Raw genomic sequence first — 20,627 nt, forward strand, 5'->3', positions numbered from 1 at the left:
CGCGGGGCGCCGCTGAGTGCGGGCGCTGTGTCGGCGGGACCGGCGCCGAGCCCGAGCCCGGGCAGGGCCGGTGGCGGGCGGCCGCCGATCTCCGCCCGTCGGCCCCGCCCGGCCCGCCGCCGGCCCCGCCGGATCAGAGCGCTTCGAGGATCGTCGCGTTGGCGAGTCCGCCGGCCTCGCACATCGTCTGCAGGGCGTAGCGGGCACCCCGGGCGCGCATCGCGTGGACGAGCGTGGTCATCAGCCGGGTGCCGCTGGCGCCGAGGGGGTGGCCGAGCGCGATGGCGCCGCCGTGCACATTGACCTTCTCGTGGTCGGCGCCGGTCTCCTGGAGCCAGGCCAGGACCACGGCGGCGAAGGCCTCGTTGACCTCGAACAGGTCGATGTCGTCCAGCGTCAGCGATGCCTTGCGCAGCACCTTCTCGGTGGCGGGCAGGATGCCGGTGAGCATCAGGAGCGGGTCGGAGCCGGTGACGGCGAAACTGTGCAGGCGGGCGAGCGGGCGCAGGCCGAGGCGGGCCGCGTGCTCGCTCGTGGTGATGAGGACCGCGGACGCGCCGTCGTTGATGGGGCTGGAGTTGCCCGCCGTGACGGACCAGTCGATCTGCGGGAAGCGCTCGCCGAAGTGCGGGTCGTAGTAGGCGGGCTTGAGACCCGCGAGGACCTCGGGGGTGGTGGCGGGGCGCACCGACTCGTCGCGCGTGAGGCCCGCGATCGGCGCGGTCTCGGCGTCGAAGAGACCCGCGTCCCAGGCGTGTGCGGCCCGCTGGTGCGAGGTGGTGGCGAAGGCGTCCATCCGCTCGCGGCCCAGGGACCACTTGGCGGCGATCAGTTCGGCGCTGATGCCCTGCGGGACCAGGCCCTCGGGATAGCGCTCGGCGACGCCGGGCCCGAACGGGTCGGCCCCGGCGGGCACGTTCGACCACATCGGCACGCGGCTCATCGACTCCACGCCGCACGCCACCGCCATGTCGTACGCGCCGGACATGACGCCCTGCGCCGCGAAGTGCACGGCCTGCTGCGAGGAGCCGCACTGCCGGTCGACGGTGGTGGCGGGCACGGACTCGGGGAAGCCCGCCGACAGGACGGCGTAGCGCGTGGTGTTCATGGCCTGCTCGGCGACCTGGTCGACGGTGCCGCCGATCACGTCGTCCACGAGGGCCGGGTCGATGCCGCTGCGGTCGACGAGGGCGCGCAGGGTGTGGGCGAGGAGTTCGACGGGGTGGACACCGGCGAGGGCGCCGTTCGGCTTGCCCTTGCCGACGGGGGTGCGTACGGCTTCGACGATGACGGCGTCGCGCATGATGCGGCCTCTTTCGGCTACCGAGGGAGCTACCAGTGAGTAGGAAATCTGGACTCACCATAACTCCGCGAGTTGGAAAAACAAACCCTCTCGGCGCGGGGCCCCTAGACTGCCCGCATGAAGGATCCGCGCCCCTGCTCCATCGCCGACGCCCTCGCCCTCGTGGGCGAGAAGTACTCCCTGCTCGTGCTGCGCGAGGTGTGCCTCGGCAATGAGCGCTTCGACCAGCTCGTACGCAACATCGGGGCGCCCCGCGACGTCCTCGCGACGCGCCTTCGCCGGCTGGTGGAGGCCGGCGTCCTGGAGAAGGTGGCCTACAGCGAGCGCCCGCAGCGCTTCCTGTACCGGCCGACCCCTGCGGGCCTCGAACTGGAGCCGGTCCTGGTGACCCTCATGGCCTGGGGCGACCGGCACCTGCGCGGGGACGCCGGCCGCCCGATGGTCCTGGAGCACTCCTGCGGCCACGAGCTGGTCCCCGTGGTGACCTGCTCGGCCTGTGGCGACGCGGTCCGCCACGAGGACCTCACCGCGCATCCGCAGACCCCGGGCTGGACGGCGGCGGGGCCCTCGGCGGCGTAGGGAGCGCCACGGCCCCGTGCTTTTCGGCGGCGGCCAGGTGCCGCGTGCCGATGGAGACGGCCCTCCCAGCGTTCTCGTAACCCAAGGCCGCTACGCTGCCCCACGACGAGGGGGGTGATCCCCTCTCGCGTCCGGGCGTACCGCCTCCGCGGCGCCGCTCACGCATCCCGTAAGCCTCAGCCACGCACCGCTATGACTCCTGTAACCCCTATAACCGCTATAACCCCTATGACCACTGTGACCGCTCGCGCGGTCTGATGATCAGTACTTGGACGGCGCAGTTTTCATGTCTTGGCTTGAATCCTTCATCCTCGGGCTCGTCCAGGGACTGACCGAGTTCCTCCCGATCTCCTCCAGCGCGCATCTGCGGCTGACGGCGGCGTTCGCGGGCTGGCACGACCCCGGTGCGGCGTTCACGGCGATCACGCAGATCGGCACCGAGGCGGCCGTCCTGATCTACTTCCGCAAGGACATCGCCCGGATCATCTCGGCGTGGTTCGGTTCGCTTCTCGGGAAGGTGCCGCGTTCGGACCACGACGCGCAGATGGGCTGGCTGGTCATCGTCGGCTCGATCCCGATCGGCGTCCTCGGCGTGACGTTCAAGGACCAGATCGAGGGCCCCTTCCGCGATCTGCGGCTCATCGCCACCACGCTGATCGTCATGGGCGTCGTCCTCGGCATCGCCGACCGCCTGGCGGCCCGCGACGAGACGGGCGGCAAGCACCGCGCCGTACGCGAGCGCAAGGGCCTCAAGGAACTGGGCGTCAAGGACGGCCTGATCTTCGGCGTCTGCCAGGCGATGGCCCTGGTCCCGGGCGTCTCCCGCTCCGGCGCCACGATCAGCGGCGGCCTCCTCATGGGCTACACCCGCGAGGCCGCCGCCCGCTACTCCTTCCTCCTGGCCATCCCCGCCGTCCTCGCGTCCGGCGTCTTCGAACTGAAGGACGCGGGCGAGGGCCACGTCTCGTGGGGCCCCACGATCTTCGCGACGATCATCGCGTTCGTGGTGGGCTACGCGGTGATCGCCTGGTTCATGAAGTTCATCACCACCAAGAGCTTCATGCCGTTCGTCTACTACCGGGTCCTGCTCGGCATCGTGCTGATCGCCCTGGTCGCCACGGGCACGCTGAGCCCGCACGCGGGCGAATCGGCGGGGTGAACCAGGGCCGCGCAGGTAACACCGGGGAGCCGGGATACGCCCACCAGGACGCCCGGATCCACCCCAAGATGATCACCGGCTGCCGGCTCCTCGGCTCCCCACGGGCCGAGTGAGGGGCCCGGTCGCCCGACTATGCTGACACCAGCGTTGCGCCCGTGTCCGCGATCCGGGATGAGGGCCCCTGACCTCTTCGAGGCGCCTGGAGGAAGCCGTGACCGCCGAACTCCCCGACTGGATGATCCCGCCCAGGATCAGCGGCTGGGAAGCCGATGACCTCGACCTCCTCACCCAGGCACCGCGGCACACGGAACTCATCGACGGAGCCTTGATCTTCATGATGTCGCCGCAGCGGTCCTGGCACGCCCGGCTGGTGGAGAACCTGACCTTCGCCCTGCGCCAGGCCGCCCCCGTCGGGTTCGACGCCGAGCGTGAGATGACGGTCAGGCTCGACAAGAAGAGCCGCCCCGAGCCGGACATCCTGGTCACGACCGCCCCGTACGACCCCGACCGGACGTGGTACGCGCCCGAGGACGTCGCCCTGGTCATCGAGGTCGTCTCGGAGGAGTCGGCGGACCGCGACCGTTCCCTGAAGCCCTTCAAGTACGCACAGGCCAGGATCCCCCACTTCTGGCGCGTCGAGGACGAGAGCGGCGCCCCCACCGTCCACACCTACGAACTCGACACCATGACCAGCACCTACGTGGCCACCGGCATCCACCGCAACCGGTTGAAGGTCTCCGTCCCCATCCCCCTCGACATCGACCTCGACGGCCTCGTGCCCTGACCGCCCCTCCCGGAAGCCGCTCGACCCACACGGTGGTGTCGTTTCCGCCGCGCAGAACCGTCTTCTGGTCGAGTTGCCCTCAGGCTGCGGCGTGGTGTTCGGGCGTGTCACCGGCGACTTCGGCGCCGGCGGCGGGCGGGGTGCGCAGGGTGAGCAGTGCGGCGACGGCGCCGACGGCGGCCAGGAGCGCGGCGCCCAGGAACGCGGCGGAGAAGCCGTTGGTGAGAGCGGTCGGATGTCCGAGCCGGTTGGCACCGTGGGCGGCGGCGGCGGCAGTCATGGCGGCGAGGCCGAGGGCGGAGCCGACCTGGTAGCTGGTGTTGACGATGCCGGAGGCCAGGCCGCCTTCTTCGGGGCGGGCGCTGGACAGAGCGGTGCCGAGGGAGGGGATGAAGGCCAGGGACATGCCCGCGGCCGCCAGGAGTGAGGCGGGCAGGACATCGACGGTGAAGCTGCCCTCGGGGCGGGCGAAGGACAGCCAGAGCATGCCGGCGGCCAGAGTGAGGAGCCCGGTGACGATCAGCGGCTTGGGGCCGAAGCGGGCGATGAGACGCGGCGCCAGGACGATCATCATGATCATGATGGCGACCGTCATGGGCAGCAGCGCGGCTCCGGAGGCGAACGCGCCCAGGCCGAGGACCTGCTGGAGGTAGAGGTTGAGGAAGAACCACATGGGGATCCAGGCGGCGGCCATCAGCAACTGAGCGATGTTGGCTCCGGCCAGGTTGGGGGTGCGCCAGATCCCGAGGCGCATCAGTGGCACCTCGCGCTTGGACTGGAGGGCGACGAACGCGGCGATCAGCGCCAGGCCGCCGAGCAGGACCAGCCAGGTCCGGGCCGAACCCCAGCCGGTCTCCGGGGCGCGGACGACGGCGTAGACGGTGGTGGCCAGGCCCGCGGTGACGGTGAGTGCGCCGGCGAGGTCGATGGAGCCGCGCCGGGCCGCAGCGGCAGGCAGGACGGCGGGAGTCAGGGCCAGGACGATCGCCGCGACGGGGATGTTGACGTAGAACACCCAGGGCCAGGAGGCGTACTGGGTGATGACGCCGCCGAGGAACACTCCGGCGGTGCCGCCGGCCGGAGCGGCCGCGCCGTACAGGGCGAACGCCTTGGTCAACTCCTTGGGGTTGGCGCCGAAGAGCATCATCAACAGGGTGAGGGCGGACGGTGCGATCAGCGCGGCGCCGACGCCCTGCAGGGCGCGGCCCGTCAGCTCGACCCAGACCTGGCCCGCCAGGCCCGCGGTGAGGGACCCCGCGGCCAGGACGGTCCAGCCGGCAGTGAAGATCCGCTTGGCGCCGAACAGGTCGGCCAGGCGCCCGCCGAGCAGGAGCAGGCCGCCGAAGGCGACGACGTAGGCATTGAAGACCCAGGACAGATCCTCCTGGGAGAAGCCAAGGTCGGTCTGCATCTTGGGCAGAGCCACACCGATGATCGATGTGTCCATGATCACCATGAACTGGGCCAGGGCGATGAGCGCGAGCGCGGTCCAGCGACGTGGATGCGCGGGCGTGGCCGATGTCGACATCACAGACTCCTATACCGGTAGGGGGTATTGCCAGGGCAGAAACATACCCCCTAGGGGTATCAATGGCCAGTCCCGGAAGGAAGGGACGCGGCGGTGAGCTCGTCGCCGTAGCCCCGTCATGTGGTCGGTGGATCCCGACCAGCGGGGGGAGGTTGCGCCGCAGGGCCGGGCCGTACGATGACCGCATGCCCCGCACGCAGCAGCCATCGAGTCGCCGCCCCGCCGGGCGCGGCTTGACGCTGCTGGTGCTGGCCGTGCTGGCCGGTGTGCTGGCGATGCACGGTCTCGGCCCGGGCCCCGCACCCACGTCGGCGCCTGCCAGTGGCCACGTCATGGTGACGGCACACGAGGAAGCCGCCCAGCACGTGACGGCCCACGAAGCCGCCCAGCACATGACGGGCGCCTGCTCGCACACCGATGGCGGAGCAGGCCACGCGGACCACGCGGACGCCACGTGCGCGGCGGCCGGTGTCGGCGCTTCATACGCGCCCCCCGTCCTGGGCGCGGCCCTGGACGGGGGATTCGTGTCCGCGGGGCTGCCCGGCGGCGCGGCGGGGACCCCGGAGAGTGGCCGGGCGCCGCCCGATCTGGCCGAGTTGCAACTCCTGCGGATATAGGACCGCCCGCACGGCATCTCCTCGCCCCGGCCCCGGCCCCGGCCGGCGGAGATGCCGTGCTCCGGCACGTCCTCATGTCCTCATTCCGCATCGGCACCCGCCCGCTCGGGTGGCGCATCAAGGAGTCACACCGCCATGAACACCCACCGTTTTCTCATCCGCCGCGGCGCCGCCGTCGCGACCGCCGCTGCCGCCGCGCTGGCCCTCGCCGCCTGCGGGTCCGACGGCGACGGCTCGGCCGGCCACGACGGCCACGCCTCGAAGTCACCGGCCGCCTCGGCTTCGGCCGCGCGGGGGCAGCACAACGCCGCCGATGTCGCGTTCGCCAAGGGGATGATCCCCCACCACCGTCAGGCGGTGGAGATGGCCGGCCTCGCGCCCACCCGCGCGGAGTCCGCCAAGGTCAAGAAGCTCGCCGGTGAGATCAAGAAGGCACAGGACCCCGAGATCAAGACGCTCTCCGGCTGGCTGACCTCCTGGGGCGAGCAAGTTCCCGCCGAAGGCGCAATGGACCACTCCATGCACGGCGCCGGCGGCGGGATGATGACGGCCGAGGAGATGGACGCGCTCAAGGCGTCCTCGGGCAAGGCGTTCGACACCGCCTTCGTGGAAATGATGATCAAGCACCACGAAGGCGCTGTGTCGATGGCGAAGACGGAGAAGGCCGACGGCGCTTTCCCTGACGCCAAGACCATGGCCGACGCCATCATCACCTCGCAGACCGCCGAGATCGCCGGGATGAAGAAGCTGCTCGGCAAGAGCTGACCACCCCGGCGCGGGGGGTGCCGGGCCGTGACGGTCCCGGCACCCCCCGCGCCCTTCTCCTGACCCTCACACCCGGTGACCTGGTGAGCAGCCGCTGTCGGCGTTCGTTTCACGTCATGGCGTGGAGTTGCCGCCGTGGCCGAGATGGTCGAGGAACTGCCGTTGGTCGTCCAGGAATCCGTCCGCGAAGAGTGAGCGGGGGGAGAAGAGCGCGGTGAGTGTGATCTTGAGGTTCGACTGCTCGATGGACCGTTTGAGCAGTGAATGGGTCGCGTCCGGGTATCGCTTGACCGTCAACACACCGCCTGCGTCCAGCGCACCGCGGTAGCCGCGCTCCGTGTCGGCGGTGTCCACGTTGGTGTCGTGGCCTGCGAGGGTGAGCAAGACGGGTACGCCGCGCAGAGCGCGGAGATCCCGCGTGGCGTCCGCGGTGTAGTTCCTGGAGATGAAGCCCCAGCGGTCGGCGGTCATGCCGTCCGCGTCGCCGCCCATCGCCCTGACGTACTCCGTGAAGGTCGCGCCGCGTTCCAGCAGCCGGCGGGTCGTCTCGCTCCTGCTGATCTCTTCCTTGATGCGGGCCGCCGACGCTCCGTCGGCGCGCAGCTCGGCGAGAAGGTTGTAGCGGCCCTGCTGGAGCCAGTTGATCGCGGGCGAGACGGCGATGACGAAGCTCACGGGCGTCTTGGCGGCGATCTTCGGCAGGACCCAGCCCGCTTGGCTGGCGCCCCAGAGCCCGATCCGGTCGCCGTCGATGTCCGGTCGGGCGCGCGCCCAGGCGATGGCGGCGGCGGCCTCCTCGGCCCGGTCGTCCATGGACTGGTCGAGCCAGTTGCCGGGTGCGCCCGCGACTCCGGGCTTGTCCCAGGACAGGGAGGCGTATCCGGCCTTGGCGTTCGCTTCCCACATGGGCTGGTAACCGTCGTCGTGGGTGGCGCTGACAGGTCCGTCGCCGTGGACGTACACGACCAGGCCGTGCCGCTTGCGGCCGTCTTTGGGAGTGGCGAGGACTGCGTGGAGGGTGTGGCCGCCGTGGCGTATCGACACCCGTTCCTCCTCCAGGTCGTAGGTGTTCTGCCACAGCACCACGCCGACGAGACCAGCGGCCACGACCAGCACCGCGACGAGGGACCACACGGCGATGCGGAGCCCGCGCCGTCGGGGCTGGATCTTTGCGCACATGAGATCAGACCGCCTCTGTTCGATTCACACGGAACGAAACTATCACTGCTGGAACGTTCGTTTGCCAAGTGATAGTTTTGAGGGGAGGTTACAGCGACAAGAGGGGGGCATCGCATGGGATTCGACGTGACCGATACCGGCACCGGGCCGGTGACGGTCCGGCGGGGGATACCGGAGGGAGCCGAGCGGCGGGCGGCCGAGCTGTACTGGGACGCCTTCGGCCGCAAACTCGGCCCCGCCCTGAACCCGCCGGACAAGGCGGTGCCCTTCCTCGCCGCCCATCTGAACGCCGACCGCGCGGTGTGCGCGATCCTCGACGGGCAGCTCGTCGGCCTCGCCGGCTACCAGCTCGGCGGGCGGGCCCTCACCGGCGGCTCGGCGGCCGCCGTACTGCGCACGTACGGGCACCTGCGGGGACTGCGCCGACTCGTGCTCCTCGCCCTGTTCGAACGCCACCCGGCCCCCGGGCAGCTCGTCATGGACGGCATCGCCGTGGACCCGGACATACGGGGCCGCGGTGTCGGGAGCCTGCTCATCGAAGAAGTCGCCGCGGTCGCCGCCGAACAGGGCTGCCGGAAGATCCGACTGGACGTGATCGACACCAACCCGCGTGCCAGGGCCCTGTACGAGCGGCGCGGCTTCACGGCCGTACGGACCGAGCACACGCCCTGGCTGCTCGGGCTCATGGGTTTCGGCGCGGTGACCACCATGCACCGCCCTGTCGTGGCGGACGGGCCGGGAAGACTGAGCACATCATGACCGAACACATCGAGATCCCCACCCGCATGCTCGTCCATGCGCTGATCCGCGAGGACGGCACGGTCCGCGCGGACGAGCTCTACACCGTGGCCAACACCCTGGGCATGAGTGACCAGCAGGTGCGGCTGTGCGTCAAACGCCTCGTGGCGGAAGGCCGCTTCACCCACGAGGGCCGGGGCCGCAAGGCTGAACTGCACGCCACCGCGGACACCATGCGTGCCCTCGCCCCCAACGCGGACTTCCTGCGGCACGCCTTCCAGCAGGACGCCGGGCTCGCGCCCTGGGACGGCGTCTGGCACCTCGCCGCCTTCGCGGTGCCCGAATCGGCGCGCACGGCCCGCGACTCCCTGCGCGAGACCCTCGTCCACCTCGGCGGCGCCCCACTTCAGGGCGGACTGTACGTCTGCGCCAACCCCTGGGAACCGTACGTCGAAGAAGCGGCCCACCACCTGGGCGCCCATGACGCGCTCACCCTCCTCACCACGACGGACCTGCGCAGGGGTGCCACCCAGGAACCCGCCGAGCTCGCCCGCCAACTGTGGCCCCTGCAGGAGATCGCCGAGCGCTACCACCGCCTCAGCCGCCTCGCCCGGCCCCGCCTCGCCGCGCTCACCGGCCCCGAGCGGCTCTCCCCCTCCGCACTCCTCACCATCGCGGTCGAACTGGCCGCCGAACTCACGCGCGCCATGGAGCCCGACCCGCTCCTGCCGCCCCCACTCCTGCCCCAGCCATGGCCCGGCACCCAGGCCCGGGAACTCGTCACCCGGTGCTGGGCCGCCCTGCACCACCAAGAACACGACGAAGCCCGCCCGGTCCTCTTCCGCCTCTACGCCGACATCACCCAAGAGGCAGCGGACGGCGCCGCGCACTGAACAGGGGCCCGGCGGTCGGGATGATCACGGGGCGCAGGTGTGTGGTAGCTGACAGTTCCGAATGTCAGAGCGATCCCCTAGGCTGGGCGCCATGCCCTTAAACCCATCCCCTCATGGTTCCGTGCGCTCCTCTGTCGAACTGAACGAGCGGATCCGCGGCCTGTGGCTGCGCGCCTCCGGACGTCTCTCCGCCGAGCAGCGCAGAGAGTACGAGCAGTTGGTGACGGAGTGGGCGCAGGCGGTCCGGGCGGAGATGGTGAAGGCCGCTTAGGGGTTCCCGCCGCGCCGAGCCCCTCGTTTCCGCACGGCCCTTGGCTCGGACCCGGTCGTACCCAACACTGAGCCGATGACGCAGCGCGTGGAACTCGCCGCCGTGCTCGACCGGCTGGCCATCGATTCCCTCATCACCGAGTACGCGGTGACCGTCGACGACGGTGACTGGCCCGCCTACCAGCGGTTGTTCGCTCCCGAAGGACGCGCCGACTACCGCTCGGCGGGCGGCATCGAGGGAGGATCCGCCGAGATCGCCACCTGGCTGGCCGAGACGATGCGCGTGTTCCCGATGCGCCAGCATCTGATCGTCAACCGCCGCCTGGAGTTCGGCACGCTCGACCAGGACATCGGCGACACCGCGCGCGTAGCGGCCGACTATGTGAACCCCATGCGGTTCGCGGACCGTGCCGGTGACGCGCCGTCCACGGCGCCGGACTTCGTCTGCGGCGGGCGCTACGACTTCACGCTGCTGCGCACCCCCCGAGGCTGGCGGCTGCGCGGGGTGACCGTACGGGAGAAGTGGCGCCGCGCCGAGGACCGGCCCGCGCGGCCCCCACCGGGGGCTGAGACCGGCCACGCCCATTACGCCGCCCGGCGTCGTCCCCGTCACTCACCGTCCCCACCGCTCCCTGACGCTCACTCCCGCCGGCGCTCGAACAAATGCCCACTGTCAGAGATCGTCGGCGGCCCGCACACTGGGTACACCTGCGGGCATCGGGGATCTTCGGGGAGCTGGGGAGGCGCTGCATGGCTCGGTTCGGCGACGATGGGCGAGGGCGGCTCCGGTCCCGCGTCGAACGGCTGCTCGCGTCACCCCGGTGGCGGAGTGCCCTTGCCGTCCCGGCGGGAGCGCTCCCCGCCCTCGCGTTCCCCGCCCCGTCCCTGTGGTGGTTCGCGTACGTCGCGCTGGTGCCGTGGATGCTGCTCGCCCGGACGGCGCCGACCGGGCGGCGGGCCATGCTCGACGGGTGGCTCGGTGGCCTCGGTTTCATGGTCGCCGTGCATCACTGGCTGCTGCCGAGCCTGCATGTGTTCACGGTCGTCATCGCCGCGCTGCTCGGCCTGCTGTGGGCGCCCTGGGGCTGGCTGGTGCGGCGGCTCCTCGCGGGCACGCCCTCGCCGCGACGGGCCGCGGCCGCTCTGGTGGCCCTACCGTCCGGCTGGCTGATGGTGGAACTGGTCAGGTCATCGGAGGGCCTGGGCGGGCCGTGGGGACTGCTCGGCTCCAGCCAATGGCAGCTGCCCCCGGCCCTGCGGCTCGCCTCGGTGGGCGGGGTGTGGCTGGTGAGCGCGGTGGTGGTGTGCGTCAACACCGCGCTCGCGCAGTTGGCCGTCGCCTGGGCCCGGCGCGGGCCGGTCGGCGCGGGAGCGGCTTCCCGTATCTCCTGGCGGGCCGCCTCCGGTCCCGCTCTCGCCGGCCTCGTCGCCGTGGTGGCCCTCTCCTGCGCGGCCTGTGCCTGGGCTCCCCGGCCCGAGCCGGCGGGGCGGGTCCGGGTGGCCGTCGTACAGCCCGGCGTCATCGAGGGCGCCTCTGCTCCGGACAAGCGGCTCGCCCGCGAGGAGGAGCTGACCCGCTCGCTGGCGGGCCGGGACACAGACCTGGTCGTGTGGGGCGAGAGCAGCGTCGGCGTCGATCTGGCCGACCGGCCCGACGTGGCCCGCCGCCTCGCCGCGCTCTCCCGCGAGGTCGGCGCCGACATCCTGGTCAACGTGGACGCCCGCCGCTCCGACCGCCCCGGCATCTTCAAGAGTTCCGTGCTCGTGGGCCCGGACGGTCCGACCGGCGACCGCTACGACAAGATGCGGCTCGTCCCCTTCGGGGAGTACATACCGGCGCGTTCCCTGCTGGGCTGGGCCACCTCCGTCGGCAAGGCCGCCGGCGAGGACCGCAGGCGCGGCGACCGCCAGATGGTGATGGACGCCGGGCACGGGCTGCGGGTGGGTCCGCTGGTCTGCTTCGAGTCGGCGTTCCCCGACATGAGCCGCCGACTGACCCGCGACGGCGCCCAGCTGCTGCTCGCCCAGTCCGCGACGTCGTCGTTCCAGGCCAGCTGGGCCCCCGAGCAGCACGCCTCGCTGGCGGCGCTACGCGCCGCCGAGACGGGCCGCCCCATGGTGCACGCCACCCTCACCGGCGTCTCGGCCGTCCACGCCCCGGACGGCTCACGCGTCGGCGCCCCGCTGGGCACCTCGGCGAGCGCCGCCGCCGTCTACGACGTACCGCTCGGTCGGGGCGTCACCGCGTACGTCAGGTGGGGCGACTGGCCCCTGCGCGGCGCTCTCGTCGTGCTCGTGGCGCTGTGTGCGGCCGAGGGGGCGCGGGCTCTCAGGCGGCCTGTCCCTGAGCGGCGAGGACCACGCGCTCGCACAGTTCATGGGTCGCCAGCGCATCCCGGGCGCTGAGGACCTTGCCCGCGCGGACGGCGTCGAGGAAGGCGAGGACGACCTGTTCGATGCCGCGCTGCCGGGCCACCGGCACCCAGTCGCCGCGTCGCCGCGTGCTCGGCTGGCCCTTGTGGTCGATGACGTCGGCGAGGTTGAGCACCTGGCGCTTGGTGTCCTGCCCGGAGATCTCCAGGATCTCCTCCGTCGAACCGCTCAGCCGGTTCATCACGCCGATCGCGGTGAAGCCGTCGCCCGCCAGTTGCAGCACGACGTGCTCCATGAGCCCGTCGACGACCCGGGAGCGCACGCCGACGTGGTCGATCGGCCCCGGCGCCAGGAAGCGAAGGGTGTCCACGACGTGGATGAAGTCGTCGAGGACGAGCGTGCGCGGGGCCTCGGGCAACCCGACGCGGTTCTTCTGCATGAGGATCAGCTCGCGCGGGTGCTCGACACATTGGGCGTAGCCGGGCGCGTAACGGCGGTTGAACCCGACGGCGAGGCTGACGCCCCGGTCCTCGGCGAGGCCCACGAGACGCTCGGAGTCGGCGAGTTCGTACGCGAGGGGCTTGTCGACGTACGTCGGCACACCCGCCTCGACGAGCCGCGTGACGATCTCGGGGTGCACGGCGGTCGGCGCGTGCACGAAGGCGGCGTCGAGGTCCTGGGCGAGCAGCGTGTCCAGGTCGGTGTGGCAGCGGGCGTCGGGAATGTGGTGGACGCCGGCGACCCGGGCGAGCGTCGCGGGCGTGCGGGTCTGCAGGTGCAGCTCGACCCCGGGCTGGGTGGTGAGAACCGGCAGGTACGCCTTCTGCGCGATGTCACCGAGTCCGATGCAGCCGATCTTCACCACTGTCTCCCTACCGCCCACCACTGGGTCCACCGCTGTTCCGGCCCACGTCCCGAGCCCTCCGCCCGTCCGCACGAGGGTTCACCGGCCGTTCCCGCAGCATACGGTGCCCGTGCGGGCCGCCCTCGGGCACGGGCGCCGAAGGCGCACGGAACGGGGCCGGAGCCTTGCCGGGGCGCCCCGACGCTGGGGGTGCGGAGGTCGCTGGGGGTGCGGAGGTCGTTGGGGGGCTTGGCGTGCGGAGGTCGCTGGCGTGCCCAGGAGTCGCCGTCGCGTCAGCCAGGGCGTACCGCCCCGTCACCCGTGCGGGGCAACCTCTGCCGCGTTCCTGCCCCAAGGGGGTCTACGGCCAGGAGAGTTGGGCGCGTGCACCGATCGTCCGCAGCCGGTTCCGTCACCGCCGCGTTCCTCGTCTCCGTGGCCGTCTCGGTCACCGCCTCCGGTTGCGTCGGGGTCGAGCGGCCGAGCGGGCCCGCGCCGACGACGACACCGGCGTCCCCCTCCGCTTCCCCCGGCCACGGGAAGAGCCGACCGCAGACCGAGCAGGGCCCCGGCCGGGAAGTGCTGCAGCGCATGACCCCGCCCCCTCGCCCCGCGCCTCGGAAACCGGCCGTCGACGTCCGGCCCGTCGTCCCGCCGCCCCGCCGCGAGCAGCCGCCGCCTCCCCCGGCACGCAGGCCGCCCGTGGCCCGGCGGGACGCGGGCGCCGCCCGGCCCGCCCCACCGGTGGTGAAGCCGCTGATCCCGGATGTGTGCGCGCTCGGCGAGACCTACGGGGGCTGGCAGCCGGGCAGCCCGGAGTCGACCATCTGCCACAAGGCATACGGTCGTTGAGCCTCACCCCCATGGAGCCTCACCTCGTCCGGACATCTCCTGGCAGAGCGGTGATCGCACTCCCACCGCACCTTGCACCGACCGCGTCCAGGCCCTGAGAGGAGCCCGTCCCGCCGCTGTACCCGCATGCTGTGCAGTGGTTCGAGTCGGCCGGCTGTTGACCCTCGACTTGGTGGAGGGCCCAGAGTCCTGGGTGTGGAGAGCGAGATGCGCAGTATTGGTGAGATGGCCCGGGACAGTGGACTGAGCGTGAGCGCTCTGCGGTTCTACGACGGTGCCGGCGTGCTGGTCCCGGCCTGGGTGGATCCGGTGAGCGGCTACCGCTGGTACGGCCCCGAGCAGCTTGCGGAGTCCCGGTTGCTGGCCCGGCTGCGCCGGGCCGGCATGCCGTTCGCGGACATTCGGCTGGTACTGGCCGGATGGCCCGGGGCGGACACCGACCTGGTGCACAAGTTGCTCCAGGCCCATCTGCGCCGTCTCGAACGCGGGCTGTCCGATGCCCGCGACGAGTTCTCCACGATCCGCGCACTACTCGCATGCAGGGAGAACCCCATGACTTCGCTCCGCACCACGACCGTCCGGTCGGCCGTCTCCGCACCCGAGCTGGCCGCCGCGCTGGACGCGGTCCGCTTCGCCGCCGGCGCCGACCCGGAGCTGCCGATGCTCGACGGTGTCCTGTTCGACATCGAGGGCGACCAGCTCCGTGTCGTGGCCACCGACCGGTACCGGATGGCTGTCGCACAGGCCGCCGCCACCGGCCATGACGGGCCCCGGGTGCAGGCCATCGTGCCGTCCCCGCTCGCCGACGCGATGCGGGCGCTGCTGAGTGACGACGCGTCCGTTCAGCTCACTGTCGAGGGTGACCGCGTGGCCTTGGAGACGGGGGACCGTCAGGCGGCCGGCCAGTGCCTCGATCACGACTTCCCTGACTACCGTCGCCTCGTCCGCGTGCCGGCAGGACGCCGTGCCCTTGTCGATGTCCCGGCTCTGCGGGAGATGGTGGAGACCGGCCCCGTCCGGGCGAGCGAGGTGCGCGAGCAGGACGGCGTGCCCGCTGATCTCAGCGTGCTCAAGGTGACGGCCGACGGCGTGGTGACCGTCTGCGAGGACGGTGACGACGACCAGGACCACATCGCCGTCAACCGCGAGTTCCTCCTGCAGGCCCTCGCCGCCGGGGCCCGGGACCAGCTGATTCTGGAGGTCGGCGCCCCCACAGCGCCCCTGGCGATCCGCCGGACCGACACCGAGGACGCCTTTTCGCTACTGATGCCTGTCCGCCTGGAGAACTGACCCCTCGGGCAGTGGCCACCGGGGAGCGAAGCCGTGACAGCGGGATCTCGAAGCCGCCGCAGCGCCTCACTCCACCTCGCTCCCCTCCCCCACCTCTGCCTCCAGCCTCGCGATGGCCGCCCTGATGCCGTTCCCGTAGCCGTCGTCCTCCAGGGCGTCCACCGCGCCGCGGGCCCGGCGCAGATGGCTGCGGGCCGCTTCGGGGCGGCCCAGCTTCAGGTAGTCCGCGGCGAGGTTGAGGTGCAGGGAGGGGTAGAAGCCACGCACCGCGAGCGACTGGTGGTGCGCGGTCAGGCGCTCGTCCGTCAGCTCGTCCGCCGCGGACAACGCCCGCAGGTCCCACGCCAGTTCGACCGAGGGGTCTTCCTGCGTGTCCGCCATGTAGTGCGCGAGCGTGCACCGGTGCAGCGCGTCGCCGTCCTCGCCGATCTCCCCCCAGAGACCGAGGAAGCGGTCCTGGGCCTCCTCGCGGTCACCGCCGTGGTGCAGCATGACCGCTTGTCCGATCCGCGTCATCATGGCGTCCTCCGCCGTCTGCTCCTGCTGCTCCGCCACCGGGTCCTCCATGGTCGTACGGCCATCGCCCCCATCCCTCACGACGCTAACCGCAGCCACCGGCAATCGCGGTCAGGCACGTTCGCCGACGGGGGTGCTCACGCGTAGCGCTGGGCCAGCCCGGTGACGCGCCTGGCCACCTCGGCCCGCAGCTCGGGCGGCCCGAGCACCTCCGCCTCCAGGCCGAGCCGCAGCACGTCGCCCGCCGCCACCGGCGGCTTCTCCACTTCGAGCCCCACTTCGACCCAGCCGTCGGCGTCGGGCGCGGCCGCCGCCCACACAACCCGCTCCCCCGCCGCCCCGAACATCGCGGGCAGCAACCGGAGCCCGGTCCTGGACACCCTCAGCCGCGCCGTTCCCCACAGCACCCGGGCCTCCAGGCCGCTCGACGCCGTCGCCCAGTACGCCGCCAGGTCGAACCCGGCGGGGCGGGCACTGGTCTCCTCCGTCACCGTCGCCATCAAGAACCGCGACACCCGGTACGCACGTACGCTGCCACCGCAAGCCTCGGCGGCTGCCCGGTTCCGGCACCGGCGAGCTAGGGCGTGTTCACCGCGCGGCACGGCGAGAAGTCCGCCGCGTACACCTTCGACCGCTCGATCGGCGGCTGAGCGGCTCAGCCGATGTCCGGGATCCGCCAGTCGATCGGCTCGTGCCCCTGCGCCGCCACCGCGTCGTTGATCTGCGTGAAGGGGCGGGAGCCGAAGAACTTCTTGGCGGACAGCGGCGAGGGGTGCGCGCCCTTCACGACGACATGCCGCCCCTCGTCGATCAGCGGCAGCTTCTTCTGGGCGTAGTTCCCCCACAGCACGAAGACGGCGGGGTCGGGGCGGTCGGCCACCGCGCGGATCACCGCGTCCGTGAACTTCTCCCAGCCCTTGCCCTTGTGGGAATTGGCCTCACCGGCGCGGACCGTGAGCACCGCGTTCAGGAGCAGGACGCCCTGGCGGGCCCACGGCATCAGATAGCCGTTGTCCGGGACCGGGTGGCCCAGCTCCTCCTTCATCTCCTTGTAGATGTTCCGCAGGGAGGGCGGGGTCTTCACGCCGGGGCGCACGGAGAAGCACAGGCCGTGGCCCTGGCCCGCCCCGTGGTAGGGGTCCTGGCCGAGGATCAGGACCTTCACCTGGTCGTACGGCGTCGCGTCGAGGGCGGCGAAGACCTCCTCGCGCGGCGGGTAGACGGGGCCCTTCGCCCGCTCCTCCTCGACGAACTCGGTGAGTTCCTTGAAGTAGGGCTTCTGCAGCTCCTCGCCGAGGACTCCGCGCCAGGACGCGGGCAGCATGGCGATGTCGGTCACGTCAACAACCTCCGGTGTGCGGTCACTTCTCACGAGAGAACCTACCGGTGACCACTGACATCCGACGCGGCCCCCCGACCCCGCCCCACAAGGCCCCCGGGCCGGGGCCAACCCCCCTACCAGCTGGTTTTGCGCTGCAGCTCCCACATCATCATGATCGCCGAGGGGTCCAGCGCCCGCTCGCCGCCCGCGATCTCCTCGCTGGACATGATGTACTGCTTGCCCTGCCACAGCGGCAGCAGTCTGACGTCGTCGACGAGGATCTCCTGCGCCCGTTCGAACTCGTCGATGACCGCGCCCCGGTCGGTCTCCCTGCGCTCGCGCGGCAGCAGCTGCTCGGTGATCTCCTTGGACACGTACGGCGTGCTGAGCGCGTTCTTCGGGCCGACGAACGGCGCGATGAAGTTGTCGGCGTCCGGGAAGTCGGGGAACCAGCCGCGTCCGAAGACGGGGTACTCGCCGTTGCCGTAGCCCTCCTGGAACTGTGTCCACGGGCGGCTCTTGAGCGTGACCTTGAAGAGCCCCGAAGCCTCCAGCTGCCGCTTGATCTCGGCGAATTCCCGCTCGGTCACCGATCCGTAGCGGTCGGTGGTGAACCAGAGGGTGAGCGGGACGGGCTCGTTGATGCCGGCGTCGGTGAGGATCTTCTTGGCCTTGGCGACACTGGGGTCCCCGTAGTCGTCGAAGAACCCGGTGGCGTGACCCGTGAGGCCTCTCGGCACCATGGAGTAGAGCGGCTCGACGGTGTCCTTGTAGATCTTGTGGGCGATGGCGCCCCGGTCGAGTACCTGCGCGAAGGCGCGCCGGACGGGCAGCTTCCGCACCCAGGGGTCCTTGGTGTTGAACACCAGGTAGCGGATCTCGGTGCCCGCGCCCTCGACGAGTTCGATCTCCTGTTCGCGCCGGCCCTTGTTCTGCATGGCGACGATGTCCTCGGAGGCCAGCCCTCGGAAGGTGACGTCGATCTGCTTGTCCTTGAGGGCCTCGACCATGTCCGAGGACTTGTTGAAATAGCGGATGGTGACGGCGTCGTTCTTGATGTCGGCCGCACCCTTGTAGTGGCTGTTCTTGACCAGTTCGGCCTTCTCGTTCGGCGTGTAGGCCTCAAGCGCGTACGGCCCGGACCCGGTGATCTCGTTGCCCGTGCGGAGCTTGTCCGCCGGATACTCGTTCGGGTCGACGATCGACATGGCGGGCGTCGACAGCACGAACGGGAACGTCGCGTCCGCCTTCTTGAGGCGGAAGACCACGGTCCGCTCGCCCTTGGTCTCGACCCGGTCGAGCGAGCCGAGCAGCCCCGTGGGACCGCCCTTGACCACGCCCTTCGCCTCGATCTTGCGCATGCGGTCGAAGGAGTACTTGACGGCGGCCGCGTCCAGTCCGTCCCCGTCGGAGAACTTCAGGCCCTCGCGCAGGTCGCAGGTGAAGACGGTGTTGGAGGCGTCGGCGAACTCGCAGGACTCCGCGGCGTCCGGCTCGGGCTCGGTGGCCCCCGACGGGAAGCTGAGCAGCGTCTGGAAGACGTTCCGGTACAGCTCCCAGGAGCTGTCCCAGGCCTTGGCCGGGTCCAGGGTGGTGGGCGCACTCATGGTGCCCACGGTGATCCGCTGCTCCCCGTCCGGGCCGTCGGAGGACAGTACCCCGCATCCCGCGAGCAGCGAGACGGACGCGAGCGCCGCCATGGGACGCAGACCCCTCATACGCTTCGCAAGGGGAACTTCACTGAACACGCGCACGCTCCTCGATCGGCCATGCCATGGGGTCGGCAGACAATATCGCAGTGCCCCGCCGGGCCAACTGCTGGCGCCGACAGGGCACTTGATGCGTGCGTACGTCACTTTCGCGGCGTACCCGAAGGTGTGGGGCCTTCGTCAGCCGACGCCCGCATTGAGGAAGATGCCGCCATCGACCACGAGTGTCTGGCCGGTGATCCAGTCGGACTGGCCGGAGGTCAGGAAGGCGGCGGCGCCCCCGATGTCCTCGGGCACACCGAGCCTGCCGAGCGGGTAGGCGGCGGCCGCCTCCGCCTCGCGGCCCTCGTAGAGCGCCTGGGCGAACTTGGTCTTGACGACCGCCGGCGCGATGGAGTTCACGCGCACCTTCGGCGCGAATTCGTGCGCGAGCTGCAGGCTGAGGTTGACCATGGCCGCCTTGCTCATCCCGTACGCCCCGATGAAGGGCGAGGCGGAGACGCCGGCGACGGAGGCGATGTTCACGATGGCGCCGCCGTGCTCGCTCTGCCAGGCCTTCCAGGTCTGCTGGGCGAAGCCCAGGGCCGAGATGACGTTGGTCTCGTAGACCTTGCGGGCCACGTTCAGGTCGAGCTCGGCGAGCGGCCCGAACACGGGGTTCGTGCCGGCGTTGTTGATCAGGAAGTCGACGCGGCCGAAGGCCTCCATCATGCGCTCGACCGCGGCCGCCTGGTGCGCCTCGTCGTGGGCCTTGCCCGCGACGCCGATGACCCGGTCGGAGCCGAGCTTCTCGACGGCCTCCTTGAGCGCGTCCTCGTTGCGTCCCGTGATGCAGACGCGGTCGCCCCGGGCGACCAGGGCCTCGGCGATGCCGTAGCCGATGCCGCGGCTCGCGCCCGTGATGAGCGCGGCCTTCCCGCTGTCCTGTCCAGTCATGATCTGAGCCCTCCCGGTCAGTTGAGCGGTCCGCCGGCGACGTACATGACCTGCCCGGAGACGAAGCCCGCGGCGTCGCCGGTGAAGAAGGCGATGGCGTTGGCGATGTCCTCGGGGCGCCCGACGCGCTGCACCGGGATCTGGGTGGCGGCCGCCGCCTGGAACTCCTCGAAGTCCATGCCGACGCGGTCGGCCGTGGTCTTGGTCATCTCGGTGACGATGAAGCCGGGGGCGACGGAGTTGGCGGTGACGCCGAACTTGCCGAGTTCCTTGGCGAGGGTCTTGGTGAAGCCCTGGAGCCCGGCCTTGGCGGCGGCGTAGTTGACCTGGCCGCGGTTGCCGAGCGCGGAGGACGAGGAGAGGTTCACGATCCGGCCGAATCCCGCGTCCACCATGTGCTTCTGGACGGCGCGGGACATCAGGAACGCGCCGCGCAGGTGCACGTTCATGACCGTGTCCCAGTCGCCCGCGCTCATCTTGAACAGGAGGTTGTCGCGCAGCACACCGGCGTTGTTGACCAGGATCGTCGGCGCGCCGAGCTCCGCGGCGATGCGGGCGACGGCGGCCTCGACCTGGGCCTCGTCGGACACGTCGCAGCCGACCGCGAGCGCCTTGCCGCCGGCCGCGGTGATCCGCTCGACGGTGTCCTCGCAGGCGGCCTCGTCGAGGTCGATGACGGCGACGGCGCGGCCTTCGGCCGCCAGCCGTACGGCCGTCGCCGCCCCGATGCCTCGCGCTCCGCCCGTCACGATCGCGACGCGCTGCTCTGTGGTGGACATGCTGGTTCTCCTCGCCCTTGGGATGCGGCTCTACGGGATGCGGCTCTACGGAACGCGCTCGCTCCGGAGTGCGGCTCCATGGAGCGCGGCCCTACGGAACACTGCCCCGCGGAACGCCGCTCCACGTGATCCACTCCACGGTACGCCCGATAGTGAGCGACCGCTTAGTACCTTCAGCTGGACGTGACGCTA

At 71.2% G+C, this 20,627-nt stretch carries 21 protein-coding genes and 1 pseudogene; 12 read left to right on the plus strand and 10 right to left on the minus strand.

Going from position 1 to position 20,627, the window contains the following annotated elements; genetic code table 11:
- Window positions 1–133 precede the first annotated feature (133 nt).
- Window positions 134–1,303 carry a thiolase family protein gene (locus ABZ385_RS22585; RefSeq protein WP_358590545.1) on the minus strand — a complete coding sequence of 390 codons (1,170 nt, stop codon included), beginning with the start codon at window positions 1,301–1,303 and terminating at the stop codon, window positions 134–136.
- A 117-nt stretch (window positions 1,304–1,420) separates the two neighbouring features.
- Here ABZ385_RS22585 and ABZ385_RS22590 point away from each other — a divergent pair, with 117 nt between their 5' ends.
- The 3 genes from ABZ385_RS22590 (at window position 1,421) to ABZ385_RS22600 (ending at window position 3,825) form a co-directional block, all read left to right on the plus strand.
- Window positions 1,421–1,882: a helix-turn-helix domain-containing protein gene (locus ABZ385_RS22590; protein ID WP_358590543.1), complete on the plus strand. Its 462-nt coding sequence runs from the start codon at window positions 1,421–1,423 to the stop codon at window positions 1,880–1,882.
- 286 nt (window positions 1,883–2,168) lie between these two features.
- Window positions 2,169–3,041: an undecaprenyl-diphosphate phosphatase gene (locus ABZ385_RS22595; RefSeq protein WP_358590541.1), complete on the plus strand. Its 873-nt coding sequence runs from the start codon at window positions 2,169–2,171 to the stop codon at window positions 3,039–3,041.
- 211 nt (window positions 3,042–3,252) lie between these two features.
- Window positions 3,253–3,825, plus strand: coding sequence for a Uma2 family endonuclease (locus tag ABZ385_RS22600; protein WP_358590539.1), 573 nt, complete (start codon window positions 3,253–3,255; stop codon window positions 3,823–3,825).
- Between the two features lie 79 nt (window positions 3,826–3,904).
- Here the strand turns inward: ABZ385_RS22600 and ABZ385_RS22605 are convergent, their stop codons facing one another.
- Window positions 3,905–5,353 carry an MFS transporter gene (locus ABZ385_RS22605; RefSeq protein WP_358912855.1) on the minus strand — a complete coding sequence of 483 codons (1,449 nt, stop codon included), beginning with the start codon at window positions 5,351–5,353 and terminating at the stop codon, window positions 3,905–3,907.
- A 185-nt stretch (window positions 5,354–5,538) separates the two neighbouring features.
- Between ABZ385_RS22605 and ABZ385_RS22610 the strand changes: the two genes are divergently transcribed.
- Both ABZ385_RS22610 and ABZ385_RS22615 read left to right on the plus strand, forming a co-directional pair.
- On the plus strand, window positions 5,539–5,970 hold the full coding sequence (locus tag ABZ385_RS22610) for a DUF6153 family protein (RefSeq protein ID WP_358580677.1): 432 nt from the start codon (window positions 5,539–5,541) through the stop codon (window positions 5,968–5,970).
- Between the two features lie 135 nt (window positions 5,971–6,105).
- The gene (locus tag ABZ385_RS22615; RefSeq protein ID WP_358580674.1) at window positions 6,106–6,735 is read left to right on the plus strand and encodes a DUF305 domain-containing protein; all 630 of its coding nucleotides are present in this window, start codon (window positions 6,106–6,108) and stop codon (window positions 6,733–6,735) included.
- Window positions 6,736–6,849: 114 nt separating this feature from the next.
- On the opposite strand, the gene ABZ385_RS22620 is transcribed toward ABZ385_RS22615, so the two are convergent.
- Entirely contained in the window at window positions 6,850–7,914 is a 1,065-nt protein-coding gene (locus ABZ385_RS22620) for an alpha/beta hydrolase (protein ID WP_358912856.1), read from the minus strand.
- A gap of 114 nt (window positions 7,915–8,028) precedes the next feature.
- Here ABZ385_RS22620 and ABZ385_RS22625 point away from each other — a divergent pair, with 114 nt between their 5' ends.
- The 5 genes and pseudogenes from ABZ385_RS22625 (at window position 8,029) to lnt (ending at window position 12,221) form a co-directional block, all read left to right on the plus strand.
- Window positions 8,029–8,673 (plus strand): GNAT family N-acetyltransferase, encoded by a 645-nt coding sequence (locus ABZ385_RS22625; protein WP_358912858.1) that lies wholly within the window; start codon window positions 8,029–8,031, stop codon window positions 8,671–8,673.
- Window positions 8,670–9,545, plus strand: coding sequence for a PaaX family transcriptional regulator C-terminal domain-containing protein (locus tag ABZ385_RS22630; protein WP_358912860.1), 876 nt, complete (start codon window positions 8,670–8,672; stop codon window positions 9,543–9,545). Before ABZ385_RS22625 ends, ABZ385_RS22630 begins: the two co-directional genes overlap by 4 nt.
- Before the next feature lie 91 nt (window positions 9,546–9,636).
- Entirely contained in the window at window positions 9,637–9,816 is a 180-nt protein-coding gene (locus ABZ385_RS22635; RefSeq protein ID WP_358912862.1) for a hypothetical protein, read from the plus strand.
- A 75-nt stretch (window positions 9,817–9,891) separates the two neighbouring features.
- A pseudogene (locus ABZ385_RS22640) lies at window positions 9,892–10,347 on the plus strand (nuclear transport factor 2 family protein); the annotation flags it as partial.
- A 218-nt stretch (window positions 10,348–10,565) separates the two neighbouring features.
- Entirely contained in the window at window positions 10,566–12,221 is a 1,656-nt protein-coding gene (gene lnt / locus ABZ385_RS22645; protein WP_358912864.1) for an apolipoprotein N-acyltransferase, read from the plus strand.
- Here lnt and ABZ385_RS22650 read toward each other — a convergent pair.
- The gene (locus ABZ385_RS22650) at window positions 12,145–13,050 is read right to left on the minus strand and encodes a Gfo/Idh/MocA family oxidoreductase (RefSeq protein ID WP_358580658.1); all 906 of its coding nucleotides are present in this window, start codon (window positions 13,048–13,050) and stop codon (window positions 12,145–12,147) included. The two genes, lnt and ABZ385_RS22650, sit on opposite strands and share 77 nt — an antisense overlap.
- A 366-nt stretch (window positions 13,051–13,416) precedes the next feature.
- Here ABZ385_RS22650 and ABZ385_RS22655 point away from each other — a divergent pair, with 366 nt between their 5' ends.
- Together ABZ385_RS22655 and ABZ385_RS22660 are read left to right on the plus strand one after the other, a co-directional pair.
- Window positions 13,417–13,884 (plus strand): hypothetical protein, encoded by a 468-nt coding sequence (locus tag ABZ385_RS22655; protein ID WP_358912866.1) that lies wholly within the window; start codon window positions 13,417–13,419, stop codon window positions 13,882–13,884.
- Window positions 13,885–14,091: 207 nt separating this feature from the next.
- Complete coding sequence (locus tag ABZ385_RS22660; protein ID WP_358912868.1) at window positions 14,092–15,174, plus strand: MerR family transcriptional regulator; 1,083 nt, start codon at window positions 14,092–14,094, stop codon at window positions 15,172–15,174.
- Between the two features lie 66 nt (window positions 15,175–15,240).
- Here the strand turns inward: ABZ385_RS22660 and ABZ385_RS22665 are convergent, their stop codons facing one another.
- The 6 genes from ABZ385_RS22665 to fabG form a co-directional block, all read right to left on the minus strand.
- Window positions 15,241–15,729, minus strand: a complete 489-nt coding sequence (locus tag ABZ385_RS22665) for a hypothetical protein (RefSeq protein ID WP_358580652.1) — start codon at window positions 15,727–15,729, stop codon at window positions 15,241–15,243.
- Between the two features lie 98 nt (window positions 15,730–15,827).
- A complete protein-coding gene (locus ABZ385_RS22670; RefSeq protein ID WP_358912870.1) occupies window positions 15,828–16,292 on the minus strand; it encodes a WYL domain-containing protein in 465 nt (154 codons plus the stop codon).
- A 53-nt stretch (window positions 16,293–16,345) separates the two neighbouring features.
- A complete protein-coding gene (locus ABZ385_RS22675; RefSeq protein WP_358912871.1) occupies window positions 16,346–17,029 on the minus strand; it encodes a uracil-DNA glycosylase in 684 nt (227 codons plus the stop codon).
- A 116-nt stretch (window positions 17,030–17,145) separates the two neighbouring features.
- Window positions 17,146–18,711: an ABC transporter substrate-binding protein gene (locus ABZ385_RS22680; protein WP_358912873.1), complete on the minus strand. Its 1,566-nt coding sequence runs from the start codon at window positions 18,709–18,711 to the stop codon at window positions 17,146–17,148.
- A 189-nt stretch (window positions 18,712–18,900) separates the two neighbouring features.
- Complete coding sequence (locus ABZ385_RS22685) at window positions 18,901–19,656, minus strand: SDR family oxidoreductase (protein ID WP_358580640.1); 756 nt, start codon at window positions 19,654–19,656, stop codon at window positions 18,901–18,903.
- Window positions 19,657–19,673: 17 nt separating this feature from the next.
- The gene (gene fabG / locus ABZ385_RS22690) at window positions 19,674–20,435 is read right to left on the minus strand and encodes a 3-oxoacyl-ACP reductase FabG (protein WP_358580638.1); all 762 of its coding nucleotides are present in this window, start codon (window positions 20,433–20,435) and stop codon (window positions 19,674–19,676) included.
- Between the last annotated feature and the right edge of the window lie 192 nt (window positions 20,436–20,627).

The sequence above is a fragment of the Streptomyces sp. NPDC005898 genome (genome assembly GCF_040629635.1).
In the GTDB taxonomy this organism is placed as follows: domain Bacteria; phylum Actinomycetota; class Actinomycetes; order Streptomycetales; family Streptomycetaceae; genus Streptomyces.